The following is an 18,510-nucleotide window of genomic DNA, read 5'->3' on the forward strand; positions in this document are numbered from 1 at the left end:
ATCAAGAGGTTTGACCAGATAAGTAATTATCAGCAAATCCTTGAATCACAGAATTATGCGGCGTAAACTACGCCGCAATCTGAAAATAACGCATTGGCGTTTTTAATAAAGGAAAGAAGAATGAGCGACATCCAAGAACGCGTAAAGAAAATTATCATTGAGCAACTAGGTGTTAAAGAAGAAGAAGTAAAACATGAAGCTTCTTTCGTTGACGACTTAGGTGCTGACTCACTTGACACTGTAGAACTAGTAATGGCTCTTGAAGAAGAGTTCGACACTGAGATCCCAGACGAAGAAGCTGAAAAGATCACTACAGTTCAAGCTGCAATCGATTACGTTACAGCTCACGCTGAGTAATTTTACGCATTTTGATTTTTAAGGGCAGCGTTTAGCTGCCCTTAGTCTATCTATAGAATGATACTAATTATTACCAATTAGCAGTAAAAATTGCTAATTATGAAGGTGAAGCCTAGCAACAATGTAGTGGAAGTTTCTGATTCAAAATCACTAACAATGAAACTTTTGCCATATTACCAATTTAGCTTTTTCTTCAAATGACGCGATATAACGTTATTGGTATAATTTGGTTTACACCTACCTAAAATAATTTCCTTATTGGAGGCAACCCGTGGCTAAACGTCGAGTCGTCGTAACTGGCTTAGGAATGTTGACACCGCTAGGTAATGATGTTGAATCTACTTGGCAAGGTTTGTTAAACGGTAAAAGTGGTATTCAAACTATCACACATTTCGATACCTCAAGTTTCGGCACCAAATTCGCAGGTTTGCTGAATGACTTTGATGCATCAGCTTACATGTCACCGAAAGATGCAAAGAAAATGGATTTGTTTATCCAATATGGCATTGCAGCGGGTGTACAAGCACTACAAGATTCTGGTCTAGAGATCACTGAACAAAACGCCACGCGCGTTGGTGTTGCAGTGGGTTCTGGCATTGGTGGTTTGACGTTAATCGAAGAAAACCACATTAAACTACTAAATAGTGGTCCGCGTAAGCTTTCGCCATTTTATGTGCCTTCGACTATTATCAATATGATCTCGGGCCATTTATCGATTATGCATGGTTTACGTGGTCCAAACATTTCAATTGTTACGGCATGTACAACAGGCTTACATAACATTGGTCATGCGGCGCGTATGATTGCATACGGTGATGCAGACGCAATGGTAGCCGGTGGTGCAGAAAAAGCCTCTACACCAATTGGCATGGGTGGTTTTAATGCGGCACGTGCATTATCAACACGTAACGACGATCCTCAAGCAGCATCACGCCCTTGGGATAAAGACCGTGACGGTTTTGTTCTTGCTGATGGTGCCGGTGTTATCGTACTTGAAGAATATGAGCATGCAAAAGCACGTGGTGCGAAAATCTACGCTGAACTGGTAGGTTTTGGTATGAGTGGTGATGCATATCACATGACCTCTCCACCTGAAGACGGTGCAGGGGCAGCACTTGCGATGGAAAATGCATTAAACGATGCACAAGTTAATGCAGACCAAGTTGGTTATATTAATGCTCACGGTACATCGACTAATGCAGGCGATAAAGCCGAAACATCAGCCGTTAAAACTATTTTTGGTGATGCAGCGAAAGATGTGATGGTAAGTTCATCTAAATCAATGATGGGCCACTTGTTAGGTGCAGCAGGCTCAGTAGAGTCAATTATTACTATCTTGTCACTTGTTGACCAGAAAGTAAGCCCTACAATTAACCTTGATAACCCTGATGAAGGTTGTGATTTAGACTATGTACCGCACACTGCACGTGACGCTAAATTGGATTACGCACTATGTAATTCATTTGGTTTTGGTGGTACTAATGGCTCGTTGCTGTTTAAAAAGGTATAATTCTTTTTAACAACGGACTAAAAGAAGAGCCCAGTTGTTTAACTGGGCTTTTTTGTATGAGTAAATTAAAACAAACAATAAAAATAACCACACCAGACACCACAATAAGCACACAAGATCGTGGCTTAAATTACGGTGATGGCTTTTTCACGACCGCCTCAGTGGTGGACTCAGAGGTTGAGCACTGGGATTTACATAAAGCGCGTTTAGAAGAATGCGCGCAAAGGCTATTTTTCCCAGAGTTAGATTTAACCGCAATTGAGTGTGAAGTTAACCAAGCAATTAGTGATACACCAACGGGTATTTTAAAAATAGTCGTCACTCGTGGCGCAGGTGGTCGTGGTTATGGTTTACCAGATACGCCCAATATCCAAATTCTTATCACAGTATTACCTTCGGTTTCACACTATCAATCCTGGCAACAGCAGGGTGTTAAATTAGCAATAAGTGACGTGAGACTTGCATACCAACCGTTACTTGCTGGACTAAAAACCCTAAATCGTTTAGAGCAAGTACTTATAAAAAAGCACATGCATACTGTTGAGTGTGATGACGTTGTGGTGCTTGACTATAAAAATAATGTGATTGAGTGCTCAGCTGCAAATATATTCGCCATTAAAAACGGTAAAATCGTTTCACCCAAGTTAGATGGCTGCGGTATTACAGGGGTTTATCTAAACGCTTTATGTGGTAAGTTAGCCATTGAGTTTAAAGCAATCCAACTGGATGAGTTGCTAGCTATGGATGCCGTATTTATGTGCAACAGTTTAATGGGTGTGGTTCCGGTTACAAGCATTGCTGATACACAGTTTGATATTGTACGCAGTAACGCGCTATTAGCGGCGCAGTTTGCCAAGGAGAATACGTGATAAAAGTCATTGTTAGCGTGCTGTTATTAGCATTGCTATGTTGTGGTATTGGCTATCAACAGCTTCAATCAGCACTAAAAATGTCGTTAAAAGTTGAAAACAGTACTTTATTCAAAGTAGAGCGCGGCACTGGCTTTAATCAACTCTGCCAAGCATGGCAAGCAAAACAATGGGTTGATAGCTGCTTTAAATTTCAGGTACTCGCTAAATTAGATCCGACTCTTACTGATTTAAAAGCGGGTCTGTATGAACTTGATACAAGCGCTGTGATTGATAATATTCGCCGCATCAATGAAGGTGCACAAGTAAGCTTTAGTTTCACTATTATTGAAGGGCAACCTCTTCGTGAAGTAGTGGCAAACATCGCAAAACAACCTCATTTAACACAAGATTTAGATCCAGAAAATTTAGCGACTCAGATTAGCAACACGCAAGAAAATTTAGAAGGCTGGTTGTTCCCAGACACCTATCATTACCATAGTGAAGATAGCGCCAGTGGCTTATTAAAACGCGCATACAGCAAAATGCAGCAAGAATTAGAGGCTGCATGGCAAAAAAGAGCGCCAGATTTAGTTTTAAACTCACCCTATGAAGCTTTAATTCTCGCGTCGATTATTGAAAAAGAAACCGGTCTTGCTTCTGAGCGACCATTAATTTCGGCGGTATTTACTAATCGTTTAAAAACCAACATGCGTTTGCAAACCGATCCGACAGTTATCTATGGTATAGGTGCGGATTTTGATGGTGATATTAAGCGCAAAGATTTAACAACGTATACACCGTATAATACATATAAAATAAAAGGTTTACCGCCAACACCAATAGCCATGCCATCGAAAGCAGCGCTACTTGCGGCAGTTAATCCGCCTGAGTCTGAGTACGTGTATTTTGTCTCGAAGGGAGATGGCAGCCATCAATTTTCGAAAACGTTACAAGAACATAATCGCGCAGTTAAACAGTATCAATTGAATTAACAACCAGAATAGAGTCATATGACAGCGAAATTTATAGTGATTGAAGGCCTTGAAGGGGCTGGAAAATCAACGGCAATTGCCGTGTGCCAAGCTTATTTAGAAAATAAGCAGATCGAATTTATCAATGTACGTGAGCCAGGTGGAACACCCATGGCAGAAGAACTACGTAGTATCGTAAAACAGGCTCATCAAGAAACAGTCACTTCTGAAACTGAGCTGTTAATTATGTATGCGGCACGTTCGCAATTGGTTGCTAATGTCATTGCTCCAGCACTTAAAAAGGGCACTTGGGTGTTAGGTGATCGTCATGATCTCTCATCGCAAGCGTATCAAGGGGGTGGTCGTGGGATTGAACAAGAGCAACTTTCTTTTTTAGCTGATATGGTGTTAAAGGGATTAAAACCAGACTTAACGATATATTTAGATATTGAACCTGCAGTGGGTCTTGAACGTGCAAAAGGACGTGGTGAACTAGACCGTATAGAGCAAGAAGCTTTAGGTTTTTTTGAGCGCACTCGAGAACGTTATCTTGAGATTGCAAGCACTGACAACAGCATCAAAACAGTAGATGCTAATCAAACCATGCCTGAAGTGCATGCAGCTATTACCAGTGTGCTTGATGAATTCTTCAAAGGTGTAAATTAGCATGCCTTTGCCATGGCTTGAACCTTTATATCAGCAATTAGCTCAAAGCTATTCGCAGCAACGTTTCCATCATGCACAGTTATTTAATGGCGATATCGGTGTGGGAAAACGTGAGCTAGTTGATATGTTAGCTGATGCGTTACTGTGCTCTAATGCCCACAACCTAATTGCCTGTGGAAAATGTAAAAGCTGTCAATTAAACCGAGCAAACACACATCCCGACAAGCGCGTTGTAAAGGCTGAAGGCCAAACTATTGGTGTTGATGAAGTGCGTGAAATTACAGATTTTATTAATCATTCATCAGCTCAAAATGGTAATAAAGTGGTGGTACTTGAACACAGTCATAAAATGACTACCGCAGCCGCAAATGCCTTGTTAAAAACTCTTGAAGAACCCAGTTTAAATCGATACCTGCTTTTAACCTGTGAACAACTGGCTTTATTGCCAGCCACAATTTTAAGCCGCTGTGCAGTTCATGAGGTAAAGGTAAATCCTAGCTTAGCTAAAAAATGGTTGGGTGAATTTAATATACCTCATTATTCTTGGTTAGAACTATTTGTAGAGCAGCCAATGCTTATTGAGCATTGGTATAATGAAAAGCAATTAGACTCAATAGATTCCCTCTATAAATTTGCAACTGAGTTAAAAGACAGCGATAATTTCAGTGCTTTAGTCGAGATCCTTAGCAAAGATAGCACCTTGATTAATGTATTTGTTCTGTTTTTAACAGAACATTTAAAGGAAAAATTAGTATTAGGGATGGATTTTTTCAGCTACCAAAAAGCGCAACAAGCCATAGCAGAATTTCTGTATAATAGCTCGCATGTGCTAGGTTTAAATATGTCGCTGGCCATTTCGAAGTTAGCGTTTTCATTACGTGAAAGCCAAAATTAGGATACATCGTGCAAGAATTATTAGTAGATATTGAAGACTTAGAAGAATTATATCGCTGTTACATGCCGTACTTAAAAAATGGTGGTTTATTTGTTCGCACTAATATGCGTTTTGAAATGGGCCATTCACTTGCATTAAAAGTTACTTTACCTGATGCATTGGAAGACGATGTAGTGACAGGTAAAGTTGCTTGGATCACCCCGCAAGGTGCTCAAAGTTCAAATCCACCGGGTATCGGTGTGAATTTTATTGATGACAAAACGAATTTGAATGCGAAGATCGAAAAACTTTTGGGTACTATGTTAAACTCTGGCAATCCGACCTATACCATGTAATAAAAGTAGTACCATGATTGTAGATTCTCATTGCCATTTAGACAGGCTCGATTTCGATAAACTCGACCTTAATTTAGACCAAGTACTTGAAAATGCTCGCGAAAAGAAAGTTGAACATTTCTTGTGCGTGAGTGTCACTTTAGATCAATTCCCAACGATGCTGGATAAAATCAAACACTATCCAGATGTTTCTGCATCATGCGGCGTTCACCCACTTGATCAAAAAGACGCGCTCGATAAGCAAAAACTTATTTCACTTGCTAGCCACGATAAAGTGGTTGCGATAGGTGAAACCGGTCTAGATTACTATTACTCAAAAGACACCCATATAGTTCAGCAAGAAAGTTTTGTTGGTCATATCGAGGTTGCTAATGAGCTCAATAAGCCGCTAATTATTCATACTCGTTATGCCAGAGAAGACACCATTAATCTAATGCGTGCGCATAATGCAGAGAATTGTGGTGGTGTATTACACTGCTTTACAGAAAACTGGGAAATGGCCAAAAAAGCCATTGATATGGGCTTTTATATCTCGATTTCGGGTATCGTTACGTTTAAAAATGCCGTTGAGCTAAAAGATGTTGTAAAGCAAATCCCGCTTGATCGCTTATTAATTGAAACAGACTCACCCTATTTAGCGCCTGTTCCTTATCGTGGTAAAACAAATCAACCAGCCTACGTTGAAGATGTAGCTTATTACATCGCTGAGTTAAAAGGGCTTACTTTTAACGAGTTAGCCGAAGCAACAACTAACAACTTTTACTCGTTGTTTAATCAAGCTAAAAGGGCGTAATGGTGCAAGGCGTATCAAATTTACCTCAGTTAGTAATGGGGCCAATGGTACGCCGAGCAGATGCAGGGCGAGTGTGCTTTCAATTTGTTACAACTGTGCCTTGCCAATACCGAATTGAGTTTAAAGGTGTTGATACATACTCTAACTTAGAGTCAATTCAATTAGGGCAACATCTTTACTTAAATTTCATCAATGTCATGCCAGTCAGTGGCCAGTTTACAGTAGATTCACTGATCTATTATTCGTTACATGATGAAGATAAAAGCATTGACTTGTCGTCTTATTGTTACGAGCGAGCTGAATCTCCTGCATTTGTGATCCCCAATAGGCTCGATAGAATTCTTCATGGTTCCTGTCGTAACCCTCATCACCCTGCAAAAGATAGCCTCGTTGCTGCAGACAAATGGCAAAATGACCAGCGTCAATCTCTTAATGCAGGTGCTGACTTATTATTGTTATCTGGCGATCAAATATATGCAGATGATGTCGCAGGGCCTATGCTGCTCGCGATTGAAAAAGTGATTAGTTTATTTGGTGTGTTTGTAGAGCCCGAACTTGATTTAGATTTACCAGCAGGGTTTGAACAACAACTTTATAAGCGCCATTTACACTTACCTAAAGTGCCTTGGCAAAAACGCAGTAAATTTGGTGTTGGTTATTGGCTCAAAAAAGATGAGCCGCACTTCTCAAGTTTAAAAGCTGAAAACCACTTAATTCATTTTCAAGAATTTATAGCGCTTTATTTACTAAACTTTAGCACTATTACTTGGCAGTTAATCGAGTTTGAAACAATTGAATGCCCAGCATTAGCTCCTAAATACGCTAATTTATTCAAACTTGAAAAAGACGCTTTACTTGGTTTCGCAAAAGGCCTTGGTAGTGTCGAAAGATTATTTGCCAATGTATCGACATTGATGATGTTTGATGATCATGATGTCACCGATGATTGGAACTTAACCGCAGGATGGGAGCAGGCTATTTATCAGCATCCAGCTAGCCGACGCATAGTGAATAATGGCCTGATTAGTTATTGGTTAATGCAAGGAATTGGTAATGATGCGGGCGCTAACTCGTTGTCTTTATTGCCAAGTTTTAAGCAGAGTTTAAAGCAGCAGAGTTGGCATTTTAAAGACTTTGATAAGCTAATACTCAATTTTAACCATTGGCATTATGAGCTTAATACCATACCCAAAGTTGTGGTGCTCGATACCCGAACCCATCGCTGGCGTAATGAACAAAACTTCAATGAACCATCTGGCTTACTTGATTGGGAGAGGCTAACAGAATTAGAAGAAAGCTTATTGTCTCACGATAAAGTGATTATTGTATCTCCAGCACCGGTGTTTGGTGTTAAATCAATTGAAGCAATCCAAGCTATTTTTAATTTTTGTGGGCAACCTTTGCTAGTTGATGTTGAAAACTGGATGGCCCACGAAGGTTCCGCTAAAAAGCTACTTGATACTTTCCGCCGTGAAGATACACCAAAAGAAACCTTGATACTCTCTGGTGATGTACATTATTCATTTTGTTTTTCAGTGCAAAAGCGCTTTGGCAAACATAAAAACCGTATTTGGCAGTTAACCGCCAGTGGTATTAAAAATGAGTTTCCTCGCAAGCTCATTAATGTACTCGATAAGCTAGATTCGATTTTATATGCCCCAAAAAGCCCACTTAACTTTTTTACTAAACGTTGGCAGATGGAAGTTGATAAACACCAAACTATGGGGGAAGGGCAAAAGTATTTGGTTAGTAATGCAGCTATCAGTTTGATAGAGCTCAATGATGGTTTGCTCGCAAAATATGAACTTATTCACGCTGACAACCAAATTACAGAATTCGATTTAAACACACATTAATCGAATGCTCAGAATAAAAAAACGCCCAGAACGAATCCGCATTGTTCTGGGCTTAGGGGTGGCTCGTGCGAGCCTGCGCTAACTATAAAAAAACACCTTCTAAATTCAGTAGGGAGAAGTAGAAAGTACTTTTAAGTGTAGTTAATTAGCAGGAAATTGCACGGTAAATGTACAAATTTTATACTAGTTTAAAATCAGCCTGTTACGGCTTTTTACCTAAAAAGGTGCCTACTTTATACAAGCCTTATGCGCAACTTATACCCAAGTTATCAACTGGGCATTTTGTACTAAATCACGTGGTAATGAGTTCTTAATTTTATTCTTTTGCCACTTACCAAGGCCTACCGGACAGCCACATAACATTAACACTACTTCACCATTATCTTGAGTTGGTTTTTCGAGCCGAATATCTTTACCGTTAAAGTAATCGTTTGCTTGGCAAGCAGACATCTCAAAGGTATTTTTATCGCAATCTTGGCCAAATACGGTGGCAAATTCATGCGCTAAGCGAACCCCACCTTTGTGAATTACACCAAGTTGAATACCTAAACGTGAGTATTTAATTTTATCTTGCAGTTCATCAAAGCCATCAGGAAACAACCAAAGCTCTTTATCACGCTGCATTAAAGTGCCTTTAAGTGATTTTAGACCGAACTGTTTTTTAATTGTTTGCATAAACGCTTGGCTTTGCTTTTTATCAAACTCAGCAAACGGAAATGCGCCTTTCTTAACTTTTAGATTGGGGTTATCGCTTGACGCTATTTTCTTAAATTTAGCGATGAAGAAACCTTCACTATCGTAAGTTTGCGGCCAAACGTGCAAATAACCTTCGCTGGTTGTCGCTTTATCTGCGCCATCGAACAGGCTATCGAGTGATTGTACTTCGATGCAATCAGGGAACTCAGCTAATAGATATTCGCACACTTGTTGGTTTTCAAGGGGTGTTAAAGTACAGGTCGAATAAACTAATGTGCCGCCGGGTTTTAGGGCATAAAAGGCACTTTTGATGAGTGCTTTTTGCACAGCAGCAATATCAATATTAGATTCGATTGACCAATTCTTTAGGGCGTCTGCATCTTTACGAACCGTGCCTTCACCTGAGCACGGGGCGTCTAGCAAAATACTGTCGAAGCACTCATACATGTAATCCCCAAAGATCACACCATCAAAATGTGATAACGCACAGTTACCAACACCCATACGTTTGAGGGTTGCTGCCAATACTTTTAAGCGAGACGATGACAATTCATTGGCAACTAACACGCCACTATTATCCATCATGGCAGCGATTTGTGATGTTTTTGAACCTGGTGCCGATGCCATATCTAATACCGTATTGCTTTGCTCAACCTCGGCTCTGAGTGCAACCGGCGGCAGCATTGAGCTGGCTTCTTGTACATACATAGCGCCACTTAAGTGTAAATCGGTATTACCGATTGCAAGGGCTTCTTCTTCCTCACTTGGACGTGTTAACCAGAATCCTTCTTCACACCATGGAATTGCTGTTAACTCCCATCCTTTATTGGCGCATTGACGCTGAAATTCATCGACTGACATTTTTAATGTATTTACGCGAACTGAGCGTCTAAGTGGGCTACGACAGGCTGCAATAAAGTCGTCTAATGATAAATGTTCAGGAAGGTAGCTTTTTACATCATCAATAAATGAGTCTGGAATATATGTATTAGCGTCCACTAAATGGCTCTCACGTCACGTAATAATAGCCGGATCATACCATTTATAGCGCTGTCAGGGGATATTTTTAGCTTTTTACGAGCGATATTAAAGTGTCGACAAATTGCCGATATAAATGTCTTTTATAGTCATTATTTTTGATAAATATCATTTTATGTCGACATTTTGCTGGTTTTTTAGTCTATTTTTCCGATCTCAAGGTTGACACATTCGATGATAGGGCGCATAGTGAACTCACAAATTGTCGACAATCTTAATTTAGTACTTAAATAGACCTATTTATGACAGAGCAAAAAGCCAACGATAACTACAACGATATCACGATAACAACGGCATCAGACCAAGTGTTTGTCGACATGCGTCGTGAAATTGTACAAGGCACCATAGAGCAGGGTAGCAAAATTTCTGAGCCAGAACTTGCTAAACGCTATGGTGTAAGCCGTGCCACCCTTCGCGAGGCGCTAAATCGTTTAGAGAGCTGTTATTTGGTAGAGCGTAAAGCCAATGTTGGTTGCCGTGTAGTCGCACTGACCGCTGAGCGTTTAATCGAAGTCTATCAGGTACGTAGTGCCCTTGAGGGGCTCGCTTGTCGGTTAGCTGCCGACAACATGGAACCTGAAGAAGTGCAGGGTTTAAAGCAGTTGTTAAACCAGCACTTACAAACGCAGCGTGTAAAAGAAGGTGAATCATACTACCAAGAAGCGGGCGACCTTGATTTTCATTATCGCATTATAAAAGGGTCGAAAAACGCACACTTAATTCATCTTTTATGTAATGAGTTGTACCAGTTAATTCGTATGTACCGTGTACAAATGGGTATGGTTGGGCCGCGTGTATCAAAAGCATTTGATGAACACTTGGCTATTATTAATGCCATTGAAAACCATGACGGTGAATTAGCCGAAATGCTTATGAAACGCCATATCAGCGCGTCTCAGGCAAATATTCAGACTAAGTTTGACTTACTCGCAGCAAAAAATCAGTAGCGCCGTAGTTAAACAGTCACAATTTAGATTTAAAAATAGAGTCAGCCAAAGAGCTGAAACCGTTCAAAGATAGGAGTTATCCAATGTCAGCAGGATTAAAGTTCAAACAGGCAATTGCCAACAACAAGCCATTGCAAGTGGTTGGCACCGTCAATGCGTACTGCGCAATGATGGCAGAAAAAACAGGTCACCAAGCACTTTACCTCTCAGGTGCAGGTGTTGCTAACGCGTCATACGGCATGCCAGATTTAGGTATGACTAGCCTAGATAACGTACTTGAAGATATTCGTCGAATTACCAGCGCTACCGACTTACCGCTTCTTGTTGATGCTGACACAGGTTGGGGCGGTGCATTTAATATTGCTCGTACCGTTAAAGAAATGACCAAAGCGGGTGCTGCGGGCTTCCATATTGAAGACCAAGTAGCACAAAAGCGTTGTGGTCACCGTCCTAATAAAGAAATCGTGTCTAAAGATGAAATGGTTGACCGTATTAAAGCAGCGGTTGATGCCAAAACTGACAGTGATTTTTACATCATGGCGCGTACTGACGCATTCCAAAAAGAAGGCTTAAATGCCGCGATTGATCGCGCCGCAGCATGTGTTGAAGCTGGCGCAGACGCTATTTTTGCAGAAGCTGTACATGATTTAGCAGATTACCAAGCGTTTGCTAAAGCGTTAAATGTGCCAATTCTTGCGAACATCACTGAATTTGGTCAAACACCGCTCTATACAAAAGAGCAGTTAAGCGAAGTTGGTGTTGAAATTGTACTTTATCCATTAAGTGCATTTAGAGCCATGAACAAAGCAGCGCTCAATGTGTATTCGTCTATTCTTAACGAAGGCTCACAACAAAGCCAATTAGACAACATGCAAACACGTGCAGAATTATATGAGTTTTTAGATTACCACTCATATGAAAACACACTCGATAACCTTTTCTCAGCTAAAAAATCATAACGACAACATATAAGGAGAACACTCATGGTAGATAAAGCATTAGGCGGCGCAGGTTTACGTGGTCAAGTAGCAGGTGAAACAGCACTGTGTACAGTAGGTAAGTCAGGTTCAGGTTTAACTTATTGTGGTTATGATATTAGTGAATTAGCAGATAAAGCGCAGTTTGAAGAAGTGTCATTTTTACTGTCGCGTGGTGAATTACCAACAGAATCTGAGCTTACTGAATATAAAGCAAAGCTAAAATCACTACGTGGTTTACCTGAAGCACTAAAAACTGTGCTTGAAAACATCCCTAAAGACGCACACCCAATGGATGTAATGCGCACCGGTTGTTCTATGCTAGGTAACCTAGAAATGGAGCAAGATTTCTCACAAGCGAATGATGCGATTGACCGCCTAGTTGCCGTATTCCCAAGCATCATTTGTTACTGGTATCGTTTTAGTCATGACGGCGTTCGTATCGACACTGAAACTGATGATGATTCGGTAGGTGCACACTTCTTACGTTTGTTACATGATGAAGCACCATCAGCACTGTTTGAGCAAGTAATGAATGTGTCTTTAATTCTTTATGCTGAGCATGAGTTTAATGCATCGACATTTACTGCGCGTGTGTGTGCATCGACATTGTCGGATATTCATTCATGTGTAACGGGTGCTATCGGTAGCTTACGTGGTCCACTGCATGGCGGTGCAAACGAAGCCGCTATGGATATGATTGAAGGCTTCACAAGCCCAGATCAAGCTGAAGATGCGCTGATGGGCATGCTTGAGCGTAAAGACAAGATCATGGGCTTTGGTCACGCTATCTACCGCGAATCAGATCCACGTAACGTGATCATCAAAAAATGGTCAGAAAAACTGGCTGCAGAAGTGGGTGACGATGTTCTTTATCCAGTGTCTGTTCGCTGTGAAGAAGTTATGTGGCGTGAAAAGAAATTATTCTGTAATGCTGATTTCTTCCATGCATCTGCGTATCACTTTATGGGTATCCCAACTAAGTTATTCACGCCAATTTTCGTGATGAGCCGTGTAACAGGTTGGACAGCACACGTGAAAGAGCAACGTGCTAATAACCGTATTATTCGCCCAAGTGCAGATTATACGGGCCCAGAAGCGCGTAGCTATACGCCAATTTCTGAGCGTTAATCGTAATTAAATCAGTGATAGGGGTAGCTTAGCTGCCCCTTTATGAAGGGGCGAAATAAATACAAAAACAATCAGCCCATCTTTGTTCACCGTCACCAAGTACAAGTAGAATCATCATGAATACAAATTTTAGAAAACCATTAGCAGGCACAGGAGTCGATTACTTTGATACTCGCGCTGCTGTTGATGCAATTAAACCGGGCAGCTATGCCACACTTCCTTACACATCGCGAGTACTTGCCGAAAACTTAGTTCGTCGCTGTGAACCTGAAATGCTAAATGATGCACTGTCGCAATTGATTGACCGTAAGCGTGATTTAGATTTTCCATGGTTTCCTGCGCGAGTTGTGTGTCACGATATCTTAGGTCAAACAGCGTTAGTTGATTTAGCAGGTCTGCGTGATGCTATTGCTGCAAAAGGCGGCGATCCTGCAAAAGTGAACCCTGTGGTACCTACACAGTTAATTGTTGACCACTCATTAGCGGTTGAACACGCAGGTTTTGAACCGGATGCTTTTGAAAAAAACCGTGCTATTGAAGATCGTCGTAATGATGACCGTTTTCATTTTATCAATTGGACGAAAACAGCATTTAAAAATATTGATGTGATCCCGCCGGGTAACGGCATTATGCATCAAATCAATTTAGAGAAAATGTCACCGGTGATCCAAAACCGAGATGGCGTGGCATTCCCAGATACACTAGTTGGTACTGATAGCCATACACCTATGGTCGATGCATTAGGTGTTATTGCTGTAGGCGTGGGTGGTCTTGAAGCTGAAAGCGTGATGCTTGGCCGTGCATCTTACATGCGTTTACCTGACATTGTGGGTGTTGAACTAAAAGGCAAACCACAACCGGGTATTACTGCAACTGATATCGTATTAGCGATCACCGAGTTTTTACGCAATGAAAAAGTTGTGTCGACCTACCTTGAATTTTATGGTGAAGGTGCCGATGCACTTACCTTAGGTGACAGAGCAACTATTTCTAATATGACGCCAGAGTTTGGCGCAACAGCTGCGATGTTCTACATTGATGACAACACACTTGATTACCTACGCTTAACAGGTCGCGAAGAAGAGCAGGTTAAACTAGTCGAAACTTACGCAAAAGAAACCGGTCTTTGGAGCGATAGCCTTAAAACGGCAGAATATGAGCGTGTGTTAACCTTTGATCTGTCATCAGTTGGTCGCAATATTGCGGGCCCTTCAAATCCACATCGGCGTGTTGCAACAAAGGACCTTGATAAAGCGGGTATCACTGGCGTTGTTGAGAATGAAGAAGGCTTAATGCCAGATGGCGCCTGTATCATTGCAGCAATCACAAGTTGTACTAATACAAGTAACCCACGCAACGTTATTGCTGCAGGTTTACTTGCGCGCAATGCTAACGCTAAAGGGTTAACCCGTAAGCCATGGGTTAAAACATCACTGGCACCGGGTTCTAAAGCGGTTAAATCTTACTTAGAAGAAGCAAATTTATTACCTGAACTCGAGCAACTTGGCTTTGGTATCGTTGGCTTTGCATGTACGACCTGTAATGGCATGAGTGGTGCGCTTGATCCAAAGATTCAGCAAGAAGTGATTGACCGTGACTTATATGCAACAGCTGTACTTTCGGGTAACCGTAATTTTGATGGCCGTATTCACCCTTATGCTAAACAAGCATTCTTAGCTTCACCACCACTGGTTGTTGCTTATGCCATTGCTGGTACTATTCGCTTTGATATCGAAAAAGATGTATTAGGGTACGATCAACAAGGCAACGAAATTCGCTTAATGGATTTATGGCCATCAGATGAAGAAATTGATGCAGTGATCAAACAAAGTGTTAAACCTGAACAATTTAAAAAGGTTTACGAGCCAATGTTTGATTTAAGTGTTGATTACGGTGAAGACAACGATCCGCTTTACCAATGGCGTCCACAAAGTACTTATATTCGCCGTCCTCCTTATTGGGAAGGTGCATTAGCGGGTGAACGTTCGCTTAGTAATATGCGTGCATTAGCGGTACTGGGTGACAACATCACCACTGACCACTTATCGCCTTCAAATGCGATTTTAGCGTCAAGTGCAGCTGGCGAGTACTTAGCTAAAATGGGTCTTCCAGAAGAAGATTTTAACTCGTATGCTACGCACCGAGGCGACCATTTAACTGCACAGCGTGCTACATTTGCTAACCCTAAGTTATTGAATGAAATGGTTAAAGAAAATGGTGAAGTGAAGCAAGGTTCATATGCTCGTATTGAACCAGAAGGCAAAGTGACACGTATGTGGGAAGCAATCGAAACCTACATGCAGCGTAAACAACCGCTTATCATTGTGGCAGGTGCCGATTATGGTCAAGGCTCATCACGTGACTGGGCTGCAAAAGGTGTACGCCTTGCAGGTGTTGAAGTGATTGCAGCCGAGGGCTTTGAGCGTATTCACCGCACTAACTTAATTGGTATGGGCGTACTACCGCTAGAATTTAAAGCCGGTACTACGCGAACTACATTAGGTATTGATGGCAGTGAAACCTTTAGCGTGAAAGGTGAGCCAACACCAGGTGCAACCCTGACTTTAGTGATCACCCGTGCCAATGGTGAAACCGTTGAAGTACCAATGACGTGTCGTTTAGATACCGCTGAAGAAGTGTCAATTTATTCAGCAGGTGGTGTACTACAACGTTTCGCGCAAGATTTCTTAGAATCTGAGGAGCACTAAGTAATGGCGTTTAAACCACAAATTAAGGTGCCAGCGACCTATATGCGTGGCGGCACCAGTAAAGGGGTGTTCTTTAACTTAACTGATTTACCTGAGCCTGCCCAAGTGGCAGGTGAGGCGCGCGATAAACTGTTATTGCGTGTAATTGGTAGCCCTGATCCTTATCAAAAACAAACTGATGGCATGGGCGGCGCAACGTCAAGCACCAGTAAAACGGTGATTTTATCGAAAAGCGCTAAAGCTGATCACGATGTTGATTATCTGTTTGGTCAAGTGGCTATCGATAAAGCGTTTGTAGATTGGAGTGGTAATTGCGGCAATTTAACTTCAGCAGTCGGGGCCTTTGCTGTGTCGAACGGCCTTGTTGAAGCCAGCAAAATTCCAGATAACGGCGTTGTCGAAGTTAAAGTATGGCAAGTCAATATTAGTAAAACCATCATAGTGCATGTGCCAATTACAAATGGTGAAGTACAAGAAACTGGTGATTTTGAGCTTGATGGTGTGACATTCCCTGCCGCTGAAGTGAAACTTGAATTTATGGACCCTGCAGATGGCGAAGGGGCCTTATTCCCAACAGGTAATTTAGTCGATGAACTAGACGTGCCAGGCATTGGTATGTTGTCTGCTACCATGATCAATGCGGGTATTCCAACGGTTTTCATTAACGCCAGTGAAGTTGGCTATGATGGTACAGAGCTGCAAGAAGCCATTAACGGTGATGTATCTGCGCTTGAAAAATTAGAAACTATTCGTGCTTACGGAGCATTGAAAATGGGGCTAATTTCTCATATTGATGAAGCAAAAGCACGTCAACATACGCCAAAAGTAGCTTGGGTTGCACCAGCTAAAACTTATCATGCGTCAAGCGGTAAAGTTGTTAGTGATACTGATATTGATTTAGTGGTACGTGCTATGTCGATGGGTAAGTTGCACCATGCCATGATGGGCACGGCTGCGGTTGCAATAGGTACTGCAGCTGCTATTCCTGGTACCTTGGTAAACCTTGCGGCAGGTGGTGGTGAGCGTCAGGAAGTAAACTTTGGTCATCCTTCTGGCACTTTAAAAGTCGGCGCTGCTGCAACACTTGTTAATGGCAATTGGCAAGTCACAAAAGCAAGTATGAGCCGAAGTGCACGTGTATTAATGGAAGGCTGGGTTCGAGTGCCTGAGTAGTACTCTATCGTACTGATATGATCAAAATAAAGCGGCGGTTACGCCGCTTTTTCTAATCCGTAGCACTGTTGTTTCATGCCTTCAATAAACTCATCAAACTTGCCGCTTTGTTGCATCATTTCTATTTCATCATTCAAATCTTGTAAAACTTTTTGCCAATGCGGTGTTGATTTACTGACAGAGTAATAAAGTGCTTTGTATTCAAGTTTTGGTTCTAGTGCGACCAGTGATTCTAATATTTGTCGTTTACCCTTAATTGATAACTCAGATTTATGAACGCTGGCTTTTAACACTTCAAGATCTGCCACAATCAGGCTTACTCGGTTGCTAAGTAACAGGTGAATTAATTGGTACTCATTATTTGCCACGATTGTATCGATTTCTTTGTTATCGATCATGGCATCTAATTCTTTGGTGTTTTTATATGAGCGAACTACACCAATAGGCAGGTCTTTTACTGAGTTTAAGTCACCATTGAAAGGGATTTGGTTTCCTTTTAACGCCACGAAAGATAGATCTCCCCCCGGGATTGCATGACTTAAAGCGAGTAAATCGTTACGGGTTTTATCTAAAAAGTTATCAGAAATCACATTACCTTCAATGAAGTACTCAGGAAAGAGGATGTCTGCTCGGCCTAATTCAGCTTCTCTAACTGCACGTGCCCAAGGGTAAAAACTAATATGAACGCCGTAGCCTTTTTCAAGAAGAGCACTGACCGTAAATTGGAAAAGCCAACCTTTATTACATAAGTTTTCGTCTATATAAGGGGGCCAATCGAGGGTAACGAGCTTTAGAACGTGTTTGGCATCTAGGTTATAACCGTACCCGCCATTAAAGCGTACCGCTTGCTCTGTAATAAATTCGCCATCCATTTCATAAGTAACAGGAGTAAGGTTAGCAATAGCTTGATATGAAAAAAATAAAAATAACGCTGCAAACAGTTTCATATAGTATTTTAGTTTTGTTATTTACATATAGCTTAGCCTTTTGCTGTAAATATACAACCTAATCACTTGAACAATATACCTCTAAGCTGTGGCTTAAATCTAATTCATATCGTTGACAGGGTATTCGCAACATAGTAGATTTCGTCGGGTGTGGCGAAGTGTTACACCGCTTTGAGGACGGCCTTAAAGTTGAAATTAAATTCGGGGACGACCCCATAAAGAGGTCGACCATGAATTGGATCCTACTTATTACCGCTGGCTTACTTGAAGTCGCTTGGGCTTATGGCCTAAAACAATCAAACGGTTTTACTAAACCACTCATCTCATTCTTTACAATTTTAACTATGGCTGCGAGCTTTTATTGCTTAAGTGTGGCGCTTAAATCATTACCACTTAGTTTGGCTTATGCCGTTTGGGTAGGTATTGGCGTGATTGGGTCTGCAATACTAGGTATGACGCTACTAGCAGAAGGCGTGAGTCTATTAAAAATAGCCAGCTTACTGCTGATTGCCCTTGGAATTATTGGTTTGAAACTAGCGAGTTAGATTTTTTATCTCTGAAAATAATTAAGTAATCTTTAGGATTAATGGAATGGACTCTCTCCACTCCCCAACGGCGTCATAATGCGCCATAGTAGTTTGGGGTAAGTTTTAGCTTAA

General features: G+C 41.3%; 17 protein-coding genes. 15 read left to right on the top strand and 2 right to left on the bottom strand.

The genetic code is table 11. The features are described 5' to 3' along the window. The first annotated feature begins 120 nt into the window (after positions 1–120). The 9 genes from acpP (at position 121) to QL229_RS16125 (ending at position 8,234) form a co-directional block, all read left to right on the top strand. A complete protein-coding gene (acpP, locus tag QL229_RS16085; protein WP_016707440.1) occupies positions 121–357 on the top strand; it encodes an acyl carrier protein in 237 nt (78 codons plus the stop codon). 271 nt (positions 358–628) lie between these two features. Further along, on the top strand, positions 629–1,867 hold the full coding sequence (gene fabF / locus QL229_RS16090; RefSeq protein WP_135924341.1) for a beta-ketoacyl-ACP synthase II: 1,239 nt from the start codon (positions 629–631) through the stop codon (positions 1,865–1,867). Positions 1,868–1,923: 56 nt separating this feature from the next. Then, entirely contained in the window at positions 1,924–2,736 is an 813-nt protein-coding gene (gene pabC / locus QL229_RS16095) for an aminodeoxychorismate lyase (protein WP_138558446.1), read from the top strand. Next, a complete protein-coding gene (gene mltG / locus QL229_RS16100) occupies positions 2,733–3,710 on the top strand; it encodes an endolytic transglycosylase MltG (RefSeq protein WP_138558447.1) in 978 nt (325 codons plus the stop codon). The genes pabC and mltG overlap by 4 nt, the downstream gene beginning before the upstream one ends. 18 nt (positions 3,711–3,728) lie before the next feature. After that, positions 3,729–4,355: a dTMP kinase gene (tmk, locus tag QL229_RS16105; RefSeq protein ID WP_138558448.1), complete on the top strand. Its 627-nt coding sequence runs from the start codon at positions 3,729–3,731 to the stop codon at positions 4,353–4,355. Position 4,356: 1 nt separating this feature from the next. Next, on the top strand, positions 4,357–5,250 hold the full coding sequence (locus QL229_RS16110; RefSeq protein WP_135924345.1) for a DNA polymerase III subunit delta': 894 nt from the start codon (positions 4,357–4,359) through the stop codon (positions 5,248–5,250). A gap of 8 nt (positions 5,251–5,258) precedes the next feature. Beyond that, on the top strand, positions 5,259–5,585 hold the full coding sequence (locus tag QL229_RS16115; RefSeq protein ID WP_054554720.1) for a PilZ domain-containing protein: 327 nt from the start codon (positions 5,259–5,261) through the stop codon (positions 5,583–5,585). 13 nt (positions 5,586–5,598) lie between these two features. Then, positions 5,599–6,378, top strand: coding sequence for a YchF/TatD family DNA exonuclease (locus QL229_RS16120; RefSeq protein ID WP_138558449.1), 780 nt, complete (start codon positions 5,599–5,601; stop codon positions 6,376–6,378). Then, positions 6,378–8,234: an alkaline phosphatase D family protein gene (locus QL229_RS16125; protein WP_138558450.1), complete on the top strand. Its 1,857-nt coding sequence runs from the start codon at positions 6,378–6,380 to the stop codon at positions 8,232–8,234. The genes QL229_RS16120 and QL229_RS16125 overlap by 1 nt, the downstream gene beginning before the upstream one ends. Before the next feature lie 255 nt (positions 8,235–8,489). Here QL229_RS16125 and rsmF read toward each other — a convergent pair whose 3' ends face one another. Beyond that, positions 8,490–9,929, bottom strand: coding sequence for a 16S rRNA (cytosine(1407)-C(5))-methyltransferase RsmF (gene rsmF / locus QL229_RS16130; RefSeq protein ID WP_281547163.1), 1,440 nt, complete (start codon positions 9,927–9,929; stop codon positions 8,490–8,492). A gap of 281 nt (positions 9,930–10,210) precedes the next feature. Between rsmF and QL229_RS16135 the strand changes: the two genes are divergently transcribed. The 5 genes from QL229_RS16135 to prpF all read left to right on the top strand — a co-directional run bounded on the left by QL229_RS16135 (position 10,211) and on the right by prpF (position 16,904). Then, a complete protein-coding gene (locus QL229_RS16135; protein WP_054554723.1) occupies positions 10,211–10,915 on the top strand; it encodes a GntR family transcriptional regulator in 705 nt (234 codons plus the stop codon). Positions 10,916–10,998: 83 nt separating this feature from the next. Then, complete coding sequence (prpB, locus tag QL229_RS16140) at positions 10,999–11,874, top strand: methylisocitrate lyase (RefSeq protein WP_135924348.1); 876 nt, start codon at positions 10,999–11,001, stop codon at positions 11,872–11,874. A gap of 24 nt (positions 11,875–11,898) precedes the next feature. Next, positions 11,899–13,023, top strand: a complete 1,125-nt coding sequence (prpC, locus tag QL229_RS16145; RefSeq protein ID WP_138558452.1) for a 2-methylcitrate synthase — start codon at positions 11,899–11,901, stop codon at positions 13,021–13,023. 116 nt (positions 13,024–13,139) lie between these two features. Further along, entirely contained in the window at positions 13,140–15,731 is a 2,592-nt protein-coding gene (gene acnD, locus QL229_RS16150) for a Fe/S-dependent 2-methylisocitrate dehydratase AcnD (RefSeq protein WP_138558453.1), read from the top strand. Positions 15,732–15,734: 3 nt separating this feature from the next. Continuing rightward, the gene (gene prpF / locus QL229_RS16155) at positions 15,735–16,904 is read left to right on the top strand and encodes a 2-methylaconitate cis-trans isomerase PrpF (protein WP_138558454.1); all 1,170 of its coding nucleotides are present in this window, start codon (positions 15,735–15,737) and stop codon (positions 16,902–16,904) included. 38 nt (positions 16,905–16,942) lie between these two features. Here prpF and QL229_RS16160 read toward each other — a convergent pair whose 3' ends face one another. Further along, the gene (locus tag QL229_RS16160) at positions 16,943–17,851 is read right to left on the bottom strand and encodes a transporter substrate-binding domain-containing protein (protein WP_138558455.1); all 909 of its coding nucleotides are present in this window, start codon (positions 17,849–17,851) and stop codon (positions 16,943–16,945) included. Between the two features lie 230 nt (positions 17,852–18,081). Between QL229_RS16160 and QL229_RS16165 the strand changes: the two genes are divergently transcribed. Then, positions 18,082–18,396, top strand: a complete 315-nt coding sequence (locus QL229_RS16165; RefSeq protein ID WP_138558456.1) for a multidrug efflux SMR transporter — start codon at positions 18,082–18,084, stop codon at positions 18,394–18,396. Positions 18,397–18,510 lie beyond the last annotated feature (114 nt).

The sequence above is a fragment of the Pseudoalteromonas sp. PAR1 genome (assembly GCF_947311895.1).
GTDB classification, from domain to species: domain Bacteria; phylum Pseudomonadota; class Gammaproteobacteria; order Enterobacterales; family Alteromonadaceae; genus Pseudoalteromonas; species Pseudoalteromonas lipolytica_C.